This is a genomic window from Lampropedia aestuarii (assembly GCF_004803635.1).
GTDB lineage: Bacteria > Pseudomonadota > Gammaproteobacteria > Burkholderiales > Burkholderiaceae_C > Lampropedia > Lampropedia aestuarii.
Genome location: NZ_SSWX01000002.1, coordinates 180,754 through 200,793, shown reverse-complemented (window position 1 = coordinate 200,793; position 20,040 = coordinate 180,754). Strand labels below are relative to the sequence as shown.

The 20,040-nt window shown below is 56.5% G+C and carries 16 protein-coding genes; 10 read left to right on the top strand and 6 right to left on the bottom strand.

From position 1 onward, the window contains the following. Positions 1–44 precede the first annotated feature (44 nt). From hisS to hflC, 8 genes are all read left to right on the top strand, one after another. On the top strand, positions 45–1,325 hold the full coding sequence (gene hisS / locus E8K88_RS02280) for a histidine--tRNA ligase (RefSeq protein ID WP_205880008.1): 1,281 nt from the start codon (positions 45–47) through the stop codon (positions 1,323–1,325). Positions 1,326–1,469: 144 nt separating this feature from the next. After that, the gene (locus E8K88_RS02275) at positions 1,470–2,138 is read left to right on the top strand and encodes a YfgM family protein (RefSeq protein WP_136405021.1); all 669 of its coding nucleotides are present in this window, start codon (positions 1,470–1,472) and stop codon (positions 2,136–2,138) included. A gap of 34 nt (positions 2,139–2,172) precedes the next feature. Next, entirely contained in the window at positions 2,173–3,345 is a 1,173-nt protein-coding gene (bamB, locus tag E8K88_RS02270) for an outer membrane protein assembly factor BamB (protein ID WP_136405020.1), read from the top strand. Between the two features lie 120 nt (positions 3,346–3,465). Next, entirely contained in the window at positions 3,466–4,815 is a 1,350-nt protein-coding gene (gene der, locus E8K88_RS02265) for a ribosome biogenesis GTPase Der (RefSeq protein WP_136405019.1), read from the top strand. A 173-nt stretch (positions 4,816–4,988) separates the two neighbouring features. Next, positions 4,989–5,234, top strand: a complete 246-nt coding sequence (gene hfq, locus E8K88_RS02260) for an RNA chaperone Hfq (RefSeq protein ID WP_136405018.1) — start codon at positions 4,989–4,991, stop codon at positions 5,232–5,234. 196 nt (positions 5,235–5,430) lie between these two features. Continuing rightward, positions 5,431–6,639, top strand: a complete 1,209-nt coding sequence (gene hflX, locus E8K88_RS02255) for a GTPase HflX (protein WP_240754279.1) — start codon at positions 5,431–5,433, stop codon at positions 6,637–6,639. Between the two features lie 138 nt (positions 6,640–6,777). Then, positions 6,778–8,229 (top strand): FtsH protease activity modulator HflK, encoded by a 1,452-nt coding sequence (gene hflK, locus E8K88_RS02250; RefSeq protein ID WP_136405017.1) that lies wholly within the window; start codon positions 6,778–6,780, stop codon positions 8,227–8,229. Between the two features lie 27 nt (positions 8,230–8,256). After that, entirely contained in the window at positions 8,257–9,210 is a 954-nt protein-coding gene (gene hflC / locus E8K88_RS02245) for a protease modulator HflC (protein ID WP_136405016.1), read from the top strand. Positions 9,211–9,772: 562 nt separating this feature from the next. Here hflC and E8K88_RS02240 read toward each other — a convergent pair. The 6 genes from E8K88_RS02240 to purH form a co-directional block, all read right to left on the bottom strand. Then, positions 9,773–11,317: a DNA recombination protein RmuC gene (locus E8K88_RS02240; RefSeq protein ID WP_136405015.1), complete on the bottom strand. Its 1,545-nt coding sequence runs from the start codon at positions 11,315–11,317 to the stop codon at positions 9,773–9,775. Positions 11,318–11,376: 59 nt separating this feature from the next. Further along, on the bottom strand, positions 11,377–12,357 hold the full coding sequence (locus tag E8K88_RS02235) for a 2-hydroxyacid dehydrogenase (RefSeq protein WP_136405014.1): 981 nt from the start codon (positions 12,355–12,357) through the stop codon (positions 11,377–11,379). A 246-nt stretch (positions 12,358–12,603) separates the two neighbouring features. Further along, complete coding sequence (locus E8K88_RS02230) at positions 12,604–14,052, bottom strand: sodium:proton antiporter (RefSeq protein WP_420813552.1); 1,449 nt, start codon at positions 14,050–14,052, stop codon at positions 12,604–12,606. Positions 14,053–14,202: 150 nt separating this feature from the next. Then, positions 14,203–14,679: an acyl-CoA thioesterase gene (locus E8K88_RS02225; RefSeq protein ID WP_136405013.1), complete on the bottom strand. Its 477-nt coding sequence runs from the start codon at positions 14,677–14,679 to the stop codon at positions 14,203–14,205. Then, positions 14,676–16,145 (bottom strand): MFS transporter, encoded by a 1,470-nt coding sequence (locus E8K88_RS02220; RefSeq protein ID WP_240754278.1) that lies wholly within the window; start codon positions 16,143–16,145, stop codon positions 14,676–14,678. Before E8K88_RS02220 ends, E8K88_RS02225 begins: the two co-directional genes overlap by 4 nt. Positions 16,146–16,377: 232 nt before the next feature. Next, entirely contained in the window at positions 16,378–17,982 is a 1,605-nt protein-coding gene (purH, locus tag E8K88_RS02215; protein WP_136405011.1) for a bifunctional phosphoribosylaminoimidazolecarboxamide formyltransferase/IMP cyclohydrolase, read from the bottom strand. A gap of 278 nt (positions 17,983–18,260) precedes the next feature. On the opposite strand from purH, the gene E8K88_RS02210 reads away from it, so the two are divergent. Together E8K88_RS02210 and E8K88_RS02205 are read left to right on the top strand one after the other, a co-directional pair. After that, complete coding sequence (locus tag E8K88_RS02210; RefSeq protein WP_338092862.1) at positions 18,261–18,761, top strand: sigma-70 family RNA polymerase sigma factor; 501 nt, start codon at positions 18,261–18,263, stop codon at positions 18,759–18,761. Then, on the top strand, positions 18,758–19,864 hold the full coding sequence (locus E8K88_RS02205) for a FecR domain-containing protein (RefSeq protein ID WP_168797225.1): 1,107 nt from the start codon (positions 18,758–18,760) through the stop codon (positions 19,862–19,864). Before E8K88_RS02210 ends, E8K88_RS02205 begins: the two co-directional genes overlap by 4 nt. Positions 19,865–20,040: the final 176 nt, after the last annotated feature.

The window sequence follows — 20,040 nt, the reverse complement described above, 5'->3', positions numbered from 1 at the left end:
CCAAAAACAAATCTGCATTCAAGCCTGTGCATGCGATTCGCGGCATGAATGACATTCTTCCACCGGAGTCTGCATTGTGGGAGTGGCTCGAGGAGAAGGTCCGCACGGTGATGCAGCAATGGTCTTACCGCAATGTGCGCACACCGGTACTGGAACATACGGGCTTGTTTGTACGCGGTCTTGGCGAGGTGACGGACATTGTTGAGAAAGAGATGTACTCTTTTCAGGATCGCGCTGACAAACAGGGCGATGCCGATCACCTGAGTCTGCGTCCAGAAGGCACGGCTGGTGTGGTGCGTGCGGTCTCCGAGCACTCGTATTTGTACGATGGTGGCAAGCGCCTGTACTACATTGCCCCGATGTTTCGCCGTGAGCGTCCGCAGCGCGGCCGCTATCGCCAATTTCACCAGGTGGGCGCAGAGGCGCTGGGTTTTGCGGGGCCAGAGGTAGATGCAGAGATGATTTTGTTGGCCCATGAGTTGTGGCAGCAAATCGGTCTGAAGGACGTCAGTCTGCAAATCAATAGCCTGGGCCAGCCGAGCGAGCGCCAGCGCCATCGTGAGGCTTTGGTGGCTTATTTTGAAGCGCACCAAGACCAGCTCGACGAAGATGCCAAGCGCCGTCTGCACAGCAACCCTTTACGCATACTGGATACGAAAAATCCGGCTATGCAGGAGTTGGCTGCGCAAGCGCCCAAGTTGATGGATTACCTGGGAGAAGAATCGCTCAAGCATTTTGAGCAAGTGCAAGCGATCTTGCGTGCCCAAGGCGTGACGTGGCAGATCAACCCACGCTTGGTGCGCGGACTCGATTATTACAACCTGACTGTGTTCGAGTTTGTCTCTGAAGCCCTTGGCTCGCAAGGCACGATTTGTGGTGGTGGTCGCTATGACTATTTGATCGAGCAAATCGGCGGCAAGGCCGCGCCAGCTGTGGGTTGGGCCTTTGGGGTAGAACGCGTGCTGGAATTGATCAAAGAGCAAGACTTGGTGCCTGCTGCACCTGTGCCCGATGTTTACGCTATCGTGCCAGAGGCGACAGCCTTGCCCCAGGCAATGGCCTTGCTGACGGCTTTGCGTCGCCAAGGCATCAAGGCCCAGCTGCATACCAGCGCTGATTCAGCGCAGGGCATGGGCAGCTTCAAGTCCCAGTTCAAACGCGCCGATGCCAGTGGCGCGACATGGGCGCTGGTGTTTGGTGGCGATGAATTGGACCGAGGTGAGGTCGCCGTGAAAGCGCTGCGCCACACGCAAGCGCAAACCAGCTTTGCATTGGCAAATGTCGATGCTTTGCTGGCGCATCTCCAAGCACCTGAGGCACAATAAGCTGTTTAAAAAAAAGCGGCAAATGTCGCAGAAGCACGTGCGCTCTTGCTATAGTGCGAAATGCGCTACTTCCCCAGACAGTGCAGGATCGATCAAAATAGGTTCTTTGGCTGAGGCCAGAACAACACACTTATCAATGGTTTTATGGCTACACATTTTGATTTGCAAGAACAAGAACAATTGGCAACGCTCAAGCATTTCTGGAGTCGTTGGGGAACACTGATCTCTGTAGCTGTTTTTGTCGTTGTGGCTGCGGTCGCTGGCTACAAAGGGTATGCCTACTGGCAAACCAGCCAGGCCATCAAAGCTGCCGAATTGTTTGACCAGGTGCGTGTGGCCACCGAGCAAAATCAAGCCGATGCACTGAATCAGCGTCTGGGTGTGCTGCAAGACTCGTTTGGCAAAACCACCCAGGCCAGCCAGGCTTCTTTGGTGGCAGGACACTACTGGGTCCAACAAAAAAATTGGCCAGCAGCGCAGACCGCGTTTGAATGGGTGTCAAAAAATGCCAAAGATGAAGGCTTTAAGGCGCTGGGTGCTTTGCACCTGTCTTCGGTGCAAATGCAGCAAGAGAATTGGGACGGTGCGCTGGCTACCTTGAACGGCTTTGCATTTCCTTACGAATTCCGTGCGCTGCGCGATGACCGCAAAGGCGACGTATTGCAAAAGCAGGGTAAAACGCAGGATGCGATTGCCGCTTACAACGCGGCATTCGAATTGCTCGAGCCCACTGCGAGCTACCGCGCAGTGGTGCAAAGCAAACTCAATGCTTTAGGCCAGACACCGGCCGCTTTGCGTGCCACTGGCGCTTGAATAGTGGTGGATGTCTTTTCCCCCAGGAATACAGATGATTCAATCTCAGTTACGCCAGTCATCAAGCTGCGCTCCTAAGCGTGCGCTTCGTTGGGCCTTGCTCTCGGTGGTCGCGGCGCAGTTGGTGGCATGTTCGATGTTCTCCAGCAGCAAAAAGCCAGAGCCAAAACCGCTGGAGGCCAATGTGGCGCTGTTTGCCGCTTCGCAGGTTTGGACCGCCAATGTCGGCTCATTGGGCAATATCCAGCTGACGCCGGTCGTGAATGGTGATGCTGTAACACTGGCAACAGCAGCTGGCAACGTGGTCAGCTTGCAGGCCAGTACCGGCACTGAATTGTGGCGCCTGAAGCTGGACGCCAATATACTTGCTGGTGTTGGTGGCGATGGCACGACATTTGCCGTCATCAGCAATCAAAATGAAGTGATTGCGATCCGCGAGGGCAAAGAGCTGTGGCGCTATGCTTTACCTGCACGTTCATTCACGCCGCCTTTTGTCGCTGGTGAGCGTGTGTTTGTCATCACGGCCGACCGTGCGCTGCTGGCTTTGGATGCGGACAATGGCGCGCTGATTTGGGACCGTCCAGGCTCTGACGGTGAAAGCTTGTCCTTGCGCGAGTCGCTGCTGCTGACTTCGGTTGGCAATACCCTGGTTGCAGGCTTCTCTGGCCGAGTTGTTGGCATCAATCCCGATACCGGCTCCTTGCGTTGGGAGTCGTCGGTTGCGATTGCACGCGGGATCAACGACATCGAGCGTCTGGTCGACATCGTGGGCCATTACAGCCGCGTTGGCAATAACATCTGTGTGCAGGCATTCCAGTCTGCGATCGGTTGCGTCAACGCCTCACTGGGTGAGACCACCTGGACTCAGCGGGTCAATGGTGCAGTCGGTGTCGGCGGTGACGAGAATTTTGTCTACAGCGTGGACGTGACCGGGCGTATGCAGGCTTGGGACCGCATCAGTGGTATCCAGCAGTGGCTCAGCGACCGCTTGCAATACCGAGACCTCACTGCGCCTTTGCAAATTGGCCGTGCTGTGGCCGTGGGTGATGCCGGTGGCTTGTTGCACTTGATCGAGCGCTCCGATGGTACGCCTTTGAACCGCTTTCAAACCAATAGCTCAGGCATCCGCGTAGCGCCGATCTATGCGGGCAATACGCTGATAGCTGTGGCTAATAACGGCGCTGTATTCGGTTATCGTCCGGATTAAATGGCTGTGTGAATTGTTGTGTCTGAGAACTTTCTCAGGCTAGTTGAGCGTGATGATGGCTACTGCCTTTGGTCAGTGGCCATCACGCCTTTTGATGTGCTGAAAATGTGAGGGCTAGACATGCTCCCAGTGATTGCTTTGGTGGGCCGGCCCAATGTCGGCAAGTCCACTTTATTTAACCGTTTAACGCGCACGCGTGACGCGATTGTGGCGGATTTCGCCGGTTTGACGCGCGACCGCCATTACGGCACAGCGTTGTTGGACAAACGCCAGTACATCGTGATTGACACCGGTGGCCTGGAAGACAGCTCGGAAGGTCCTATTTTCGAGAAAATGGCCAGCCAAACCTGGCAGGCGATTGCCGAGGCCGACCTGGTGATCTTCCTGGTCGACGGCCGCGCCGGTTTGACTGGGCAAGACCAGGAAATTGGCCGCGAGCTGCGCAAGATTAACAAACCCACCTTGCTGGTGGCGAACAAGGCCGAAGGCATGAAAGACAGTGCCCAGTTGGCCGAGTTCTACGAACTGGGCCTGGGCGATGTGTACGCGGTCTCAGCCGCGCATGGCCAGGGCGTGCGAGACATGCTGCAGATGGCCGTGGACAAGCTCCCGCCAGAATTTGATCCTGTGGATGGAGATGAGGCTGAGGTCGATCCCGAAGACACGACGATACGCATCGCCGTCGCTGGTCGCCCTAACGCCGGTAAATCCACGCTGATCAATGCCTGGTTGGGAGAAGAGCGTCTGGTCGCATTTGATATGCCAGGCACGACACGCGATGCGATTCGTGTGCCATTTCAGCGTGGCGAACAGCGCTATGAGCTGATTGACACGGCAGGTCTGCGGCGCAAAGGCCAGGTGTTTGAGGCCATTGAAAAGTTCTCGGTCGTCAAAACCCTGCAAGCGATTGAAGGCGCGCAAGTGGTGGTGTTGGTGATCGATGCCACGCAAGGCGTGACCGACCAGGATGCACATATCGCGGGCTTTATTTTGGAAGCTGGGCGTGCTGTTGTGATCGCTGTCAACAAGTGGGACTCACTGGATCGCTACCAGCGTGAGCAACTGGAGCGCTCGATTGAGCTGCGCCTGAGCTTTATGAAGTTTGCCGCGCTCAAGCATATCTCGGCACTCAAACGCCAGGGCCTGGGCCCGTTGTGGACTGCGATAGATGCCGCGTACGCTGCGGCCACGCGCAAAATGCCAACAGCAAAACTGACACGCTTGCTGCAAGAGGCTGTGCAGTACCAGGCGCCACGCAAAGCGGGCATGTACCGCCCCAAGCCGCGTTATGCCCACCAAGGCGGCATGAATCCACCAATTATTGTGATTCACGGGAACTCTTTGGACCATTTGAGTCAATCCTACCAACGCTTTCTTGAAACCTGGTTCCGCAAGGCGTTCAAGCTCGAAGGCACACCTTTGCGCATTGAGTTGAGAACCTCCGACAACCCATACGTAGACAAGAAATGAAACCTGCGCACGGCCATCTGTACCAGGTTTGCCGCAGAGCGCTTCGCTTGAGCTTGGTGATGCGCCATTGTGTGTTTTTTCCACCTTGCACAGACTGTGGTTTCTCCTGATATGGCCATGCTGTGTTAAGGTGTGCTTTCTTTTAACAACAATAGCCAACACGGAGTTATATCGTGAGCAACAAAGGCCAACTTTTGCAGGATCCTTTTTTAAACGCCCTGCGTCGTGAACATGTTCCCGTCTCGATTTATCTGGTCAACGGCATCAAGCTGCAAGGCCAAATCGAGTCGTTTGACCAGTATGTGGTGTTGCTGCGCAATACAGTGACACAAATGGTCTACAAGCATGCAATTTCCACTATTGTCCCAGCAAGGCCTGTGAGCTTTGCAAGTCCGGCTGCTGAGCAAACTGGCGAGTGATTTTCGCCTCAGAGCCTGCTCTTCATACATGGTTTGAGCTGGCTCTGTGGCCCGTCGGTCAGCTTTGATGCGCAGGCAGCAGGCATGCTGCCCTTGAAATAGCCAGCTTGAAACGCATTGATCGTGTTCGCAAGCTGGCTACTTCTGTTGCAGAAGCAGTGCAGTTGTTTGGGATATATACAATCCATACATCCATTTGAGTAAAAACGAATTTGCAGTCACCCCTATTGAAGTGCCGCCAGCGTTGCTGGTGGGGGTAGACTTTGGTGAGAAGCACTTTGACCGTGAACTTGAAGAGCTCGGCTTATTGGTGCAAACAGCTGGTCTGGAGGTCTGTGACAGAATCGTTGTCAAACGCAAGTTTCCAGACTCGGCTTTTTTTATTGGCACTGGCAAGGTCGAAGAGATCAAAGCCCTGGCACTGGGGCATGGTGCAGGTGAGATCATTTTTGACCAGGCACTCAGCCCTGCCCAGCAGCGCAATCTGGAGCGCGAAATTGGCTTGCCGGTTTATGACCGCACGTTCCTGATTTTAGAGATTTTTGCCCAGCGCGCACGCAGCCATGAAGGCAAGTTGCAGGTGGAGCTGGCTCGACTGCAATACCTCAGCACCCGCTTGGTGCGCCGCTGGTCGCACTTGGAGCGCCAACGCGGCGGTATTGGTGGGCGTGGTGGCCCAGGCGAGACGCAGATTGAGCTCGATCGCCGCATGATCAATGAATCCGTCAAGCGTGTGCGCGAGCGTTTGAGCAAACTGAAAAAACAACGCAGCACCCAACGCCGGCAACGCCAGCGTAACGAGGTATTCAATATCTCATTGGTGGGATACACCAACGCGGGCAAATCTTCGCTGTTCAATGCGATGGTCAAAGCGCGGGCGTATGCCGCAGACCAGTTGTTTGCCACGCTGGACACAACGACACGGCAGCTGTATTTGCAACAGGCTCAGGCGCATGTGTCTTTATCTGATACGGTGGGGTTTATCCGTGATTTGCCGCATGGCTTGGTGGAAGCTTTCCAGGCGACTTTGCAAGAAGCGGTGGATGCCGATCTGCTGTTGCATGTGGTGGATGCCTCCAACCCCCATTTTCCAGAGCAAATCCAGGAAGTGACCAGGGTGTTGGCAGAAATTGGTGCCAGTGATGTGCCGATGCTCTTGGTATTCAACAAACTCGACCGCATTGCGGCTGAGCAGCTACCGCTGAGTTTGCAGGACACGATGGAGATAGACGGGCGTCAGATTCCGCGCGTCTTCATCAGTGCCCACAGTGGCCAGGGTATTGATACTTTGCGAGACGTGCTGGCGCAATGGTGGCTTGCACGCCGCAGTTCGGATGACGCGTATGCAGACGGACAAGATGCAGCTGATTGTGAGCAGGAGCAAGGCTTGGATGGGCAGGTATAACCTGACAAAAAACCCTTGAAATCCCCTAATCTACTTGGATTTAGGCACAATCACTTCTTTCGCGCCTGATTGGCGTTGGTATGGCGGCCAGCGATGGCTGCCATATCCCCCATTTCTAGAACCAATGAGACTGAGTGAATGACTGCAACATCACGCGGCCAAGGCTTGTCGCGCTTTCTGGACAGATTGCGCGCGCTGTTTAATTTGAATGATCCCGGTTGGGGTAGAAGCTCGGGCAATGGCTCGGACAACTCCAATGGCAATAGTGATAATGCGGGCTCTAACAAGCCTTCAGATGCGCCATTACCTCCTCCATCCCCTCAGCCTGAGCAGCGGCCTAACAATGGCCAACCATCGCCTCAGCGTCCCCAATCCCCCCAAGACTCGCAGCAACCGCCTGATTTAGGTGAGTTACTCGGCGACCTCAACCGCAAACTGGGCAATTTGTTTGGCGGCGGTGGTAATAACAACCGCAACTCGGGAGGTGGCAACCGCAAAGGCGGCGGCTTCCCAACGGGGATCAAACCACCGGCCATTTCTGGTGGTTTGGTTGGCGTGATCGCCGTAGTCGTGCTTGGTTTGTGGCTTGCATCAGGCTTTTTTGTCGTGCAAGAGGGCCATCGCGCCGTTATCACGACATTTGGCAAATACCAGCGCACTGTCTCAGCCGGTCTGAATTACCGTTTGCCGGCCCCGATTGGCGCCGCAGAAATGGTTGATATGCGTATCAAGACCATGGACATTGGCAGTGGCCGAACCCTGCCTGAGACCGGTTTGAATGAATACGCGATGCTGACGCAAGATGAAAACATCATCGAGATTTTGTTCACGGTCCAGTACCGCATCAACAATGCCGAAGACTGGCTGTTCAATACCTCCAACCAGCTTGGCGCAATTGCAGCTTCTGCAGAATCGGCTGTGCGTGAAGTCGTCGGCAAAATGTCGATGGATGAAGCTTTGGCAGGTCGCCGGGAAGACATCGCACCGACCTTGCGTACGTTGATGCAGGCTATTTTGGACCGTTACGAGGTGGGTGTTGAGATTGTTGCTATCAACATGCAACCAAGCGGTGTGCGTCCGCCTGAAATGGTGCGCGCTGCGTTTGAAGACGTGTTGCGTGCTGACCAAGAGCGCGAGCGTGTCAAAAACGAAGCGGAGACCTATGCCAACCAAGTGATCCCACGCGCTGTGGGTGAAGCTTCACGCATGACCGAAGAGGCCGAAGGCTACCGTGAGCGTATCACTGCCCAGGCGGAAGGTGATGCTGCACGTTTTGTCGCGATTCTCAATGCCTATAACCAGGCCCCTGGCGTGACGCGTGAGCGCATGTACCTTGAGACCATGGAAGAGGTTTATCGCAACAGCAACAAGGTGCTTGTGGATCCCAATAACTCCAGCAGCCTGATGTATTTGCCTTTGGACAAATTGATGGAGCAGGGCGCTGCCAAATCCTCGGCCGGCCCTGTGCAGCCCAGCCCAGTAGCGCCAGCGCCTGCTAGCACGGCACCTACAAACCAAGCCCCATCCATGGGCTCTTCATCCAGCTCGACGCAGTCAGGTCTCCGCAGACCGACCCGTGAAGTGCGTTAATGGTTTGAGAGCAAAGAGGAATTTGTCATGAATCGAATTGGCTTTTGGCTTGTGTCTCTGCTGGTAGTGCTGGCAGTAGCAAGCTCCCTGTTGTTTGTGGTGAACGAGCGCCAGTACGGCGTGGTTTACCAACTGAGTGAAATCCGCCGTGTGGTCAAGGAACCCGGCTTGCATGTCAAATGGCTGCCTGCGCCGTTCCAGACCGTGGATTATTTGGACAAGCGTTTGCTCACGCTGGAGAGCAACTCCACCGAGCCTTCTTTGACCGCTGAGAAGCAGTGGGTGGTGATTGACTGGTATGTGCGCTGGCGCATTGCCGACCCTGAAGCCTATATCCGCAACGTTGGTCGCTCTGAAGCCGATGGTGCAGCCCAGTTGAGCCGTGTGGTGCGCAGCGCCTTCCAGGAAGAGGTTAACCGCAGAACGGTGCGCCAATTGCTCTCCGAGCAGCGCCAGGAGCTGATGGATGCAGTGCTCAAGCAAGTTTCGCAAAGCGTAGGTGGCTCCACCCGCATTCAAGAGTCACCTGAAGGCGAAGTGGTCAGCCAAGTCGTTGGCTCATCTTGGGGTATTGAAATTGCTGACGTGCGTATCACGCGTGTCGACTATTCCAAAGACATCACCGAGTCGGTTTTCAACCGCATGAAAGCCGAGCGCGCCCGTGAAGCAGAGCGTCTGCGTGCTGAAGGTTTGGCTGAAGGCGAGCAAATTCGCGCCAATGCCGAACGCCAAGCGACGATGACCCGTGCTGAAGCGTATAAAAAAGCACAGGAAACCCGTGCGATTGGTGACAGCGCAGCGACCAAGACTTTTGCTGAAGCTTATGGCAAGAACCCTGAGTTTGCGCAGTTCTACCGTAGCCTGCAAGCCTATCGCAACAGCTTTGGTCAGCCGGGCGATGTGATGGTTCTGAATCCTTCGGATTCGGACTTCTTCAAAGCCATGCGCTCGGACAAATTGAGCAGTCCTGCTGCAAACTGATCTTCAAGGGGCGCTCTCAAGTGAATAAGACGCTGAGTTAAATAGGCTCCTATAGCCATTGTTTAAAAAACCAAGTGCGAGCCATGCTTCACTTGGTTTTTTTTGTCTTGGTATCGCGCCGACTGCGCGCGCGTTCAAGCAACCAGCGAAATGACCATTATGAAAGAGGCACGCACTCTTTGGCGGTGGGTAGCAATAGATAGTCGGGACCCTAAGAGCGTGGTTACGATTTTTTTTATAGACTGCGTTGGAGCCGAAAAGGATATGGCACAAAAAAGCGCATTGCGGCGTTGCCCGTTTTGTCCATACATGACGAATGAGTGCTAACAAGCGCCATGCACTGCCTCTTTTTTGTGCCTTGCGCGGCTGTGTCGGGATTATGAACAGGCCCTCAGAAACCTGTAGGTCTGCCTGGCGATATGGCGCATACCGTCTTGCAAAGCAAGCGATGTTATTGCACAGCCGCATCCACATCTTTTGGCCTACAGAACAGTGTGCTAAAGCTCGCTGCTGTTCAAGATGGGGAGCACATCTTGTCGAACAATCTTCGTGTTGGGAGTGTCTACAAGCCAACTTGGCTTTGCTGCGTCAGTGACTCCGGCAGCGTCTTGGTAGGCTGCACACCCAGCTCACGCAATTGCTCGGCTTCGCGAATCACATTGCCTTTTTGCACTGCCAGGCGGTGCATCGCCTGTGTGTAGGATTGCTGGGCGGCATTGAGCTGGCTGCCCAATTTTTCCATCTCGGCGACAAAAGCGACCAAACGGTCGTAGAGCTGTGCACCTTTGCGGGCGATTTCCTGGGCGTTGCGCGCTTGCGCTTCCTGGCGCCATAAATGGGCGACGGTGCGCAGCACAAACAGCAAGGTCGAGGGCGAGGCCAGCAGCACATTGCGCTCCCATGCTTCCTGGTTGAGGCGTTCATCCTCGCCAATAGCCAGCATCAAGGCTGGCTCAATCGGCACAAACAGGATCACAAAATCCAGTGCTTGTAGGCCGTGGATATGTTGGTAGCGCCGCTCTGACAGTTGTTTGATGTGCGTGCGCACCGAGTCGATATGCTGGCGCAGCGCCTGTCGCACTTGTTGACTCAAGGCTGTTTCAGCTGCGCGGGCGGGCTGCGAATCGCCAGGCTGCTGCTCGGCTTGCCCGACTTGGGCCTGCAAGCTGCTCCATTTCTCGTAGGCGATCAGCGAAACTTTGGCATCGACCACCAGATGCCGCTGGCCGGGCAGGTTGATCACCACGTCCGGTTGTGCGCGGCGGCCATCATCCCAGGTGTGGCTGACTTGCAATTCGTAATCCTGGCCCAGGCGCAGGCCGGCTTGCTCCAGAATGCGCTCGAGCAGGGCTTCGCCCCAATTGCCCTGGGTTTTGCTTGAGCCTTTGAGGGCTTTGACCAGATTGTGCGCTTCGTCGGATAGGCGGCGGTTCAGACCCATCAAGTCCTGCACTTGTTGCGACAGCGCAGCGCGCTGCTTGCCTTCGGCGTCATAGAACAGCTCGATGCGGCCTTGAAAGTCGTGCAACCGGTGGCGCAAGGGCTCCAGCAGCTGGCCAAGGCCTTGTTGGTTTTGCTCCAAAAAGCGCTGGCTTTTTTCTTCCAAGATCGCCTGGGCCATTTGCTGGAATTGGTGGGTCAGGCTTTCACGTGCACGCTCTAAAAACTCCAGGCGTTCGGCCGCCTGGATGCCTTGCTCTTCATGCACTGCGCCTAATGCTGCATGGTCGCTTTGCAGTCTGCCCAGCGCTTCCTGCGCTTCTTCGGTGAGCCTGCGCTGCTGCGCCAGCTGCGCTTGCAGCTCGGCGGTTTGCTGGGCGCGCTCTTGCCATTGCGTGCGTTCATCGCGCGCTGTGTCCAAGGCTTCGCGCCAACTCAGCGCCTGCTGCTGTAGACTGCGGTATTCTTGGCGCTGGTGCTCGAGTTGTGTTTGCCACAGCGTTTGCTCACGCTCCAATTGGGCTTGCCAATCCTGCTGGCGCATCGCCTGCAGTGCTTGGCTGTGCCAGTTGGCACGCCAGTGGCCTAGCCACCAGCCAATCACTACGCCCAGCCCAATGCAGGCACAGGCCAAGGCCCAGAAGGGGATGCTTGAAAAATCAGGCATGAGGATGGCTTTCCCGCACGGTCAAATCGTTCCGAAGCTGGCCTTGTGCCACGGGCGCTTTAGCGCTGCTGGGTCACTGGTGTGAGTGGCTTGCCTTCTTTGAAAAAGGCAATCAGGTTGTCAGCGGCCAAATGGGCCATTTGCAAACGGGTTTGCAAGGTGGCGCTGGCAATGTGCGGTGTTAGCACCACGTTGCTGCATTCCAGCAATTCTTTGGCCACCGTGGGTTCGCCTTCAAACACATCCAGACCGGCGGCGGCAATGGTTTTGGCTTGCAACGCTTTGGCCAAGGCGACGTCGTCGACAATGCCGCCACGGGCGATATTGACCAGCGTGGCAGTCGGTTTCATCAGCGCAATTTGTGCTGCGCCAATCAGGTGGTGGGCTGCAGGTGTGTAGGGCAAGACCAGCACGACGTGGTCGGCCTTTTCCAGCACTTCTTCCTTGGTTGGTGCGTAATGGGCTTTGAGTTCCGCTTCGGTTGCGGCATCGAGTTGTGAGCGGTTGTGGTAGATCAGGTTCATGCCAAAACCATGCACGCCACGGCGGGCAATGCCCTGGCCAATGCGGCCCATGCCAATAATGCCCAAAGTGCTGCCGTGGATTTCGCTGCCCAGCAGCAGGTCATAACTCCACTTGCCCCACAGACCGGCGCGCAAGTAGTGCTCGGCCTCGGTCACGCGGCGAGCGGTGGCCATCAACAGAGCAAAGCCAAAGTCGGCGGTGGTCTCGGTCAGTACATCGGGGGTATTGGTGCCAACCACGCCAGCAGCTTCTAAGGCCGCCACATCCAGGTTATTGAAGCCAACGGCCATATTGGCGACAATTTTGAGTTCAGGCGCTTGCGCCAACACCTCGGCATTGACGGTTTGTGCTCCGGTTAGGAATGCACCAGATTTGCCAGGCAGGCGCGAGGTGAATGCTTGGCCTTTCCAGACATCATCGCCTTCATTGGCCTCGACTTCAAAATGCGCGCGCAGTTTGGCAATGACTTCAGGAAAAGTCGGGCTGGCAACCAGGATGTGTGGGCGTTCGGACATGCATTCTCCATTTCAAAACGATAAAAGCAGCGGGGCGAGTGCCGCGCAAAGCGCAGGCAGATCATCCGTTGATGGCGGTGGGTAGGCAATACCACTGCACAACTCACAGCTTGGCTGCGTTGGCAGTGGCTTAGAGGCAAGGCCGCTGCGGTGAAGGACAACAGCCTTTGATGCCTGAATGGGCCGCAGCAAGCGCAAGCAAGCGCAACCATGCGCAGTTGCAGCGCCCAGCACTAGGGCCTTATCTTACAGATACCAGATCCAGGTCACGAGCAAATACAAGGGAACCAGGATGGCGAAGGACCAGACTATGTAGCCAAAGAAACTCGGCATGGCCACGCCGCGGTCTTCGGCAATGGCTTTGACCATCAGATTGGGTGCATTGCCTATGTAGCTGAGCGCGCCCATAAACACCGATCCCGCAGAAATGGCGGTCAGGGTCGCGGCCATCGAGGTCATCAGCACAGCCGCATCGCCGCCTGCGGTATTGAAGAACACCAGATAGGTCGGCGCATTGTCGAGGAAGCCACTGAGTATGCCAGTAGCCCAGAAGTACATGGCTGGAATCGGCTGGCCGTCGCTATCGGTCACGGCTTGCACAATGCTGGCAAATGCACCGCTAGTGCCTGCTTGCAGCATGGCAATGACGGGGATGATGGTGATGAAAATACCAGCAAACAGTTTGGCCACTTCCTGCATTGGGCCCCAGCTGAACTGGTTGGCCTGGTAAATGTTTTTGGCCGTGAATTGCAGCGACAAGACCGTGATCACGATAAAGCCGATGTCGCGCACTGCGCTTTGCAAGCCGACGACCGTGCCCATCAACTCGAACTGGGTAGTGGGCTTCCAGATGCCACTCATCAACACCAGCGCGACAATTGCAGCCAACCAGACAAAGTTCATGCCGCCTTCAATGCGCAGCATGCTGCTGTCGGTGGGTGAGGCATTAAAGCGCGAACGTGGCTCGTTGCGGTAAAACCAGCTGTCCAGAGCATAGAACAACGCCAGCAAAACCACGACCAAAAACAGGGTTTCAGGCCAGATATGCTGTGCAGTCCAGAAGAAGCCCACACCTTTGAGAAAGCCCAGAAACAGCGGCGGATCGCCCAGCGGTGTCAGCGAGCCGCCAATATTCGAGACCAGAAAGATAAAGAAAATTACCACATGGGCGCGGTGCTTGCGGTCGTCATTGGCGCGCAGCAAAGGTCGAATCAGCAGCATTGATGCACCGGTCGTCCCCATGAAACTGGCCAACACCGTGCCAACGGCCAGAATGCTGGTGTTCAGCAGTGGCGTGCCGCGTAAATTGCCTTTGAGGTAGATGCCGCCTGAGACCGTGTAGAGCGCAGTCAGCAGCAATACAAACGGGATGTATTCGGCCAACAGGGCATGCACGACGGTGCTGGCTGCCAGCTCGGCCCCATAGATGGCGGTGAAAGGCAATAAAAATGCCAAGGCCCAAGCGGCCGTGATCTTGCCGTAGTGGTGGTGCCAGACATGCCCTGCCAGCAATGGGAACAAGGCAATTGACAGCAGTACGCCGGCAAATGGAATGCCCCACCACAATTCCAGTGATGCGCCATCCAGTGCGGCAGCCTGCGATGCAGAGGCCGAGAGGCCCAGTGTGAGTAAAAGAAACAACTTGGCGGCTGATGCGGGGATCAGCATGGGGCGCTTGGCGCGAGCTTCAGACATGCGGCGGCATTAGGGTAGTGAGCAGGGAACAGCTCGACACGGCGTTGGCGTGGGGCGAGCGAGAGAATGTGAGGGGTATTGTAGATGAGCAGGTTTGCTGCCTGCCCCGTGTTGTGAACACGTTTTAAGAACGGTCTCTTGGTGCGCGTTTTACAGGCACAGACTTTGCAGGTGGTGGCGCAAGTCTTCAGGCAAGGCCACAGGCTTTCTGCTGAGCTTGTCCACGTAGACGTGGATGAAGTGCCCGCGCGCGGCGCAAAGCTGCTCGCCAGCGGCAAAAATGCCCACTTCGTAGCGCACGCTGGAGCGGCCCAACTGCGCGACGCGAATGCCCACGTCAATGGCCTGAGGAAAAGCCAGCGGTGCAAAGTAGTTGCACTGCGTCTCGATCACCAGCCCAATCACCGAGCCGGTATGGATGTCCAGCACACCGTGGCCAATCAAATGCTGATTCACACCGGTGTCAAACCAACTGTAGTAGACGACGTTGTTGACATGTCCGTAGATGTCGTTGTCGCTCCAGCGCGTGGTAATGCGTTCAAAAGCCGCATAGGCTTGGCGTGATTCGGGTTGTGGGCGAGCAACTGGGGCGTTGTTATTGGGGGAAGCTGAGGCGGGCTGGTTCATGTCTTGATTGTGCCCTGATCGGCCGCGGCTGGCACTGCCGGTTTGCGCAAAATACTGGAAATCCCTGCCATCAAAGCGCAAACAGCCGCGACGGCAAATGCCCATTGCGGTCCATGGGTTGCAGCAGGTGGCGGGTAGAAAGCAAAAAGGCCTGCAGCCAATGCCGCGCCCAATGATTGGCCGGTCAGGCGCGCAGTGCCCAGCATGCCACCAGCGGCGCCACTGCGGTGTTTAGGGCCGACGGTCAGAATGATGTGGTTGTTAGGCGCTTGAAACAAGCCAAAACCAATCCCGCACAACAACAAGGCCAGAATGCGCCAGTGCATCTCAGCGTAGAGTGGCATCGCAGCCATTGCGCCAAGGCCCACGGCCAGTGTCACCATGCCAAACAGCCCCAAGCTGGCGCCTGGAACGCGGCCAATCAGTCGGCCTGCAAACGGCGCAGTCATCGCAATCGCAATGGGCCAAACGCTGACCAAAATCCCGGTCTCAAAAGGGCTTTGCTGCAAAATGCTCAAGCTCAAAAATGGCAGGGCAATAAAGGCCAGCATTTGGCTGCTGAACGCGCAAATCGACGCGCCCATTGACAGGCTGAAAGCCGGAATGCGCAACAAATCCAGCGGCAGCAAGGGCGTTGCCAACTTGCGCTGTCTGCGCACATACCAGATCCAGAGCACCAGGCTGGCGGCCAAAGCGGCGGCACTGATTTGACCCGAGTCAGTCAGTTGCCCATTGGCAAAGCCATGGGTGATCAGGCCGTCGAACGCCCAGAAAATCAAACCAAAGGCGGCAATATTGAGCACCCAGTCCAGCGAAGAAAAACGCTGGTGCTGCGTCGGCATGCTGACTGGCAAGTGGTGCCGGCCCAGCACAATGGTCACAATGGCCAGCGGCACATTGATTGCAAACAGCCACGGCCAATCGGCAACAGACAGAATCAAAGCGGCCAAAGAGGGACCCGCCACCGAGGCAATGGCCACCGTGACGGCATTCAAGGCGATACCCCGACCCAGCAGATGGCTGGGATAGGTTTGGCGCACCAGCGCTGCATTCACGCCCATTACCGCTGCACCTGCAAGGCCTTGCGCTACCCGGCACAAGACCAGATGCCAGAAGGCTTGGCTGACAAAGCACAGGGCAGATGCCACTGCAAACAGGGCCATGCCACCTAAATACACCTGGCGGTAGCCAAAGCGCTCACCCAAAGATGCCATTGGCAGCAACAGGCCCAAAACCGCCAGCTGGTAGCTGGTGATGATCCACACCGAGGTGGAGGCAGCCACGCCAAAAGCGCTGGCAATGCTGGGCAGAGCCAAGGTGACGATGGTGCCATCGAGCACCACCAATGTGATGCCGAGCAAAATCACAAAAATGGCTTTGCGCCGCTGTGGTAGCGGCAAACCATCGGCTGGCACGTTGCTGGTAGTAGAGGGCGAAGAAGTTGGTGTGGGGTCAGAGCGAAGCACGAGCAATGTAGTGGGCCATGGGCCGCGCAGAGCCAACGCACAAGGCTTGCAGCTCAGCAGCGTGAACAGGCAAGCAATGGCCATGGCGTGTGAAAGTCAATGGATTATGTACCTAACCCGTGCCTTCGTGTGCTGCGATGGCGCATGGGCAATTGGTTCAAGATCTGTGCAAGCGGGCGTAAAAAAGGCTGCCCTAAGGCAGCCTTGGCACAATCCATCGCGATGCAAGGGATCAATGCAGGAAATGGCGCACGCCGGAGAACACCATCACCACGCCACGCTCGTTGGCCGCATCAATGACTTCTTGGTCGCGCATCGAGCCGCCGGGCTGGATCACGCAGCTGGCGCCATGGTCGATCACCACATCCAAGCCGTCGCGGAAGGGGAAGAATGCGTCACTGGCGACAGCGGTGCCTTGCAAGCTCAGTTTGGCGTGCTCCGCTTTGATGCTGGCAATGCGGGCTGAATCCAGGCGGCTCATCTGGCCTGCGCCTACGCCCATGGTCATGCCGTCTTTGCAGAACACTATCGCATTGCTCTTGACGAATTTGGCGACTTTCCACGCAAACAGCAGGTCTTCGATTTGTTCAGGCGTTGGCTGCTTGGTGGTGACCACTTTCAGGTCGGCTGCGGCCAGCACGTGGTTGTCCGAGCTTTGAACCAGAATGCCTGAGCCAATGCGCTTGACTTCCTGTGCATTGCGGCCATTGTCCCAAGGCGTTGCGCCGCCTTGGGGCAGGGCGATTTTCAACACGCGCACATTGGCCTTGGCTTTGAAAATCGCCAAGGCCTCTGGGCTGAAGTCCGGTGCCATCAGCACTTCGACGAATTGTTTGGACACGGCCTCAGCGGCTGCTGCATCGACTGGGCGGTTGAAGGCGATGATGCCGCCAAACGCGCTGGTCGGATCAGTTTGGAAGGCTTTCGAGTAGGCCTCGAATGGATTGGCACCCACTGCCACACCGCAAGGGTTGGCGTGCTTGATGATCACACAGGCAGGCGCGCTAAAGCTTTTGACGCATTCCCAAGCGGCATCGGCATCAGCGATGTTGTTGTAGGACAGTTCTTTGCCTTGCAGCTGCTCGGCCGTCACCAAAGAGCCTGGCGCTGGGTACAGGTCGCGGTAGAACGCGGCGTTTTGGTGCGGGTTCTCGCCGTAGCGCAAGTCTTGCAGCTTGATGAAGCTGCTGTTGAGTTGGCCTGGGAACTCGCCACGTGCAGGTGTGTAGGTTTCGCTGCCGGCTTGCGCGTCATCCAATTGCACTGAAGACAGAAAGTTGCTGATCGCAGCGTCGTACTGGGCAATGCGGTTGAAGGCTGCCACGGACAGTTGGAAGCGCAAGGCGTCGCTCAGTTGGCCGGCTTTCAATTGCTCCAGCACTTGTGGGTATTGGCTGGCGTCAGTCAACACGGCCACGTCTTTCCAGTTTTTGGCGGCACTGCGCACCATCGCTGGGCCGCCGATGTCGATGTTTTCAATCGCATCAGCCAAGGTCACGCCAGGTTTGGCCACAGTGGCTTCAAATGGGTACAGATTCACCACCAGCAGGTCAATGGTGTCAATGCCATGCTCTTTCAGTGCCGCCATATGGGCAGGCACGTCACGGCGTGCCAGCAGGCCGCCGTGGATTTTCGGGTGCAGTGTTTTGACACGGCCATCGAGCATTTCTGGAAATTCAGTGACTTCCGCGACCTCGGTCACAGCAAGCCCTTTTTCCGCCAGCAGCTTGGCAGTTCCGCCGGTAGACAGCAGGCGAACGCCCAGTTGGCTGAGGGATTGGGCAAATTCGACAATGCCGGTTTTATCGGATACGGAAATCAGCGCGGTAAGTGACATGGTGACAAGTGGAGGCAGAAAACAAAGCCGCTATTGTAAGGCGCTCACCCTGATTCATGTGCATTGATGCGCATTGCGTGTGATTGGCTCGGCCGATGGGGCGCGACGGCGCGTTTTTTTGTGCTTGCGCAAGACGGATGACTGCGCCAATCAAGCTCTTTTGTTCGTGTGGATGAATGTTTGATTAATTGTCATGTTTATAATAATACTGAGAATTATTTTGATTTGCAGATGCGAGGCTATGGCTGGCGCATTGTAACTGGTCGACTATGTGCAGCATGGAGCTACTTCACCCCCGTGTCGAATCGATTTACCGAGACCACCATGCCTGGCTGCAGGCATGGTTGCTGCGGCGTTTGTACAACCGCAACGATGCCGAGGACCTGGCACATGACACCTTTGAGCGCTTGTTTACCCGCCAGGATGTGACAGCGGTGCGTGAGCCGCGCGCTATGCTCACCACAATTGCCAAAGGCATCGTGGTGAATTTTTTGCGACGTGGGGCCTTGGAGGCAACTTATTACGAGTTGCTGATGCAATTGCCGCAGGACTATGCGCTCAGCCCGGAAGAGCAGGCGCTGGTGCTCGAGGATTTGGTAGAGGTAGACCGCCGCTTGAGTGGTTTGCCAAGCCTGGTCAGACAGGCTTTCTTGCTGGCGCAACTCGATGGCATGCGCCAGGCAGAGATTGCTGCTGAACTCAATCTCTCACGCGCCACCGTGCAGCGCTATATCGCCCAAGGTTTGCACGCCTGTTGTTTTGAATGGACAGAAGCATGAGCGGCGTAGTCCATGGTGGCGCGATGGCCGCAGCCAACACAACGGAGTCCTTGTTTGCGCCACCAGCGTACGCTTTCGCGCGCGAAGTATCGCAGCAGGCAACCCATTGGATGGTCGTACTCGACGATGAGCCGCCCGCCAGTGCTGCGTGGCATGACTTTAGGCAGTGGCACGACGCGCACCCCGAACACGCGGCTGCATGGGCGCATTTGCAACGTTTTCAAGCCCGTTTGCGCAGCGGTGATTCGCGTGGCATGGCATCGGCGCAAGCAGCTTTGCTATGCCAGGCGCTCAAAGCCCAGGCCCACAAGGACGGAGCACTGCAGTCTGAGGCTGGCGTGCGCAAACGCCGCCAGGCCTTGAAGTTGTTCGGTGCACTGGTTTTTACAGGTACGGCCTCATGGCAAGTGCTGCAACGCAGTGGCCAGTGGCAGCTGTGGGTGGCCGATTACAGCACGGCAACGGGTGAGCAGCGGCACATCGAACTGGCCGATGGCTCGGTGGTGGTGTTGAATACCGCCACCGCTTTGAATGTGCGCTTCAGTGCCACGCAGCGGCTGCTTGTGCTGGAGCAGGGCGAAATCCACATCACTACCGCCCACGAGCGCCAGGCTGGCTGGGCCAAGCCAGACGAGCGGCCCTTATGGGTGCAGACGCAGCAAGGCCGCATGCAGGCTTTGGGCACGCGTTTTACGGTTCGGCAAGACGATGGCCGCACGCACTTGGGTGTTCTGAGCGGGGCAGTGCAAGCCCTAGACCGCACAGGCATAAATACCCAAATAGTGCAAGCCGGTTACCAGCTGCGCTTGACGCAGACTGCGCTGGAGGCCTTGACCCCTTACAGCGAATCCGACGCCGCATGGACGCAGGGCAGCATCATCGCCCGTGATATGCCACTGCCTCAATTCATTGCGCAACTGGCCCGTTACCGGCGTGGCCGTTTGGTCTGTGATGACAGCGCAGCCCATCTGCGGGTATCAGGCATTTTTCCTGTGGCTGATACGAACAAGTTGCTGCAGGCCCTGGCGATGAATTTGCCAATCGCCGTGCACAAACGCACTGAATGGTGGGTCACGGTGACTGCTCGAAGCTCAGCCAGTTAGGGGCGCTCTGCAAAATCCCTGCGGAGGGGGAGATGGTGAACACGTTCTTGGCCTTGGATGAAAAATATTTTCAAAAAAGTGCATTTGGCTGAGGCTTTTTGGGATCTCGATTGGCATGAGAAGTAGAAGCCAGTGATTAGGCGTCTGCATATGCACCCCATCGTCCGTGTCATGAG